The sequence below is a fragment of the Rhodococcus marinonascens NBRC 14363 genome (assembly GCF_001894885.1).
Lineage (GTDB): Bacteria > Actinomycetota > Actinomycetes > Mycobacteriales > Mycobacteriaceae > Rhodococcus_F > Rhodococcus_F marinonascens.
Genome location: NZ_BCXB01000122.1, coordinates 1 through 1,371, shown reverse-complemented (window position 1 = coordinate 1,371; position 1,371 = coordinate 1). Strand labels below are relative to the sequence as shown.

1 protein-coding gene is annotated in these 1,371 nt (G+C 66.4%); it reads right to left on the bottom strand.

Annotated elements, in window-relative coordinates; all coding sequences use genetic code 11:
* Window positions 1-1,371: amino acid adenylation domain-containing protein (locus RM2_RS23125; RefSeq protein WP_139277937.1), on the bottom strand; the 1,371-nt coding region annotated here is incomplete at both ends.

Sequence of the window (1,371 nt, the reverse complement as noted above, 5' to 3'; positions counted from 1 at the left end):
CGATGATCGCGGTGGTATCGAAGTCGCGACCCGACTCGAGGCGCACGTACGAGACCAGAGTCGTGGTGCCGCCCGTGGTCTGATGCACGACCGTCGCCGCGAAGTCGACTCCGTCCTGAGTGACCAACGCCGCATCGATCTCGCCGAGTTCGATGCGGAAGCCCCGGATCTTCACCTGAGAGTCGGACCGGCCGATGAACTCGAGAGCATAGTCTTCTCCCGTGTCCGACTGAACCCAGCGCACCTCGTCGCCACTACGGTAGAGGCGTTGCCCTGATTCCCCGAAGGGGTTGGCCACGAACCGCTCCGCCGTCAACGCGGTCCGGTCGTGGTATCCACGCGCCAGACCCGGACCGGCCAGATACAGTTCGCCCACAACCCCCACCGGGACCGGCCTGAGCCTGCGGTCGAGCACCACGGCGCCCACACCCTGGAGTGGCCTACCGATGGTGATCGGGCTGCCCGGTGTCAACGGCACTCCAGCGGTCACGACGATCGTCGTTTCGGTGGGCCCATAGCTGTTGGTGAACCGGCACACGGTACCGAACCGGTCAACGAGGTCCGGGGTGCACACGTCCCCGCCCACCACCACGGCCTCGAGGTGCTCGAGCGTCCGCGGGTCGACGGTGTTCATCACCGTAGGAGCCGAAATCATATGAGTCACTTGTTCGTCGCGCAGCAGGTCGACCAGGTCGGAGCCGCCTACCATGCCCGCAGGCGCTACCACCATGGTGGCACCCGCGCTGAACGCCTGGAGCATCTCGAAGACTGAGGCATCGAAGCTCGCCGACGAGAAGCGCAGTACCCGGGACTGCGCGGTGACACCGAGCTCCGGTCGGGCCGCGGCTGCAAAGTTCGCCAGCGCCACGTGGGTAACCGAGACGCCCTTGGGGACACCAGTCGAACCCGACGTGTAGATCATGTACGCCGTGTTGTCCGGTCGCAGCACCGAAGTACGGTCCTCATCGGCGATCGGCGCGTCCGCCAGGCCTGCACACCGCCTTATCGTCTCTTCGGCGTCGAGGACTATCCAACGTGTGGTGTCCGGAAGATCCACGACCAACCCGCTCAGGGTGATACCCACAAACGCACCCGAATCGGTGAGCATGTGCACGATCCGGTCGGTCGGCAGGTCCGGGTCGATGGGCACGAACGCGGCGCCCGTCTTGGCCACCGCCCAGAACGCCACGAGGGCCTCCGCCGATCGCGGCAAACTCAACGCGACGCGCGTTTCCGGACCGGCACCCGCTTCGATGAGCAACCGTGCCAACCGGTTGGACCGGGCGTCGAGATCTCGGTAGGTGATCTCCGTGCCCGACGCGCGGATCGCGATACCGTCCGGGGCCGCGGCCACCCCTTCCGCCAGCAGGT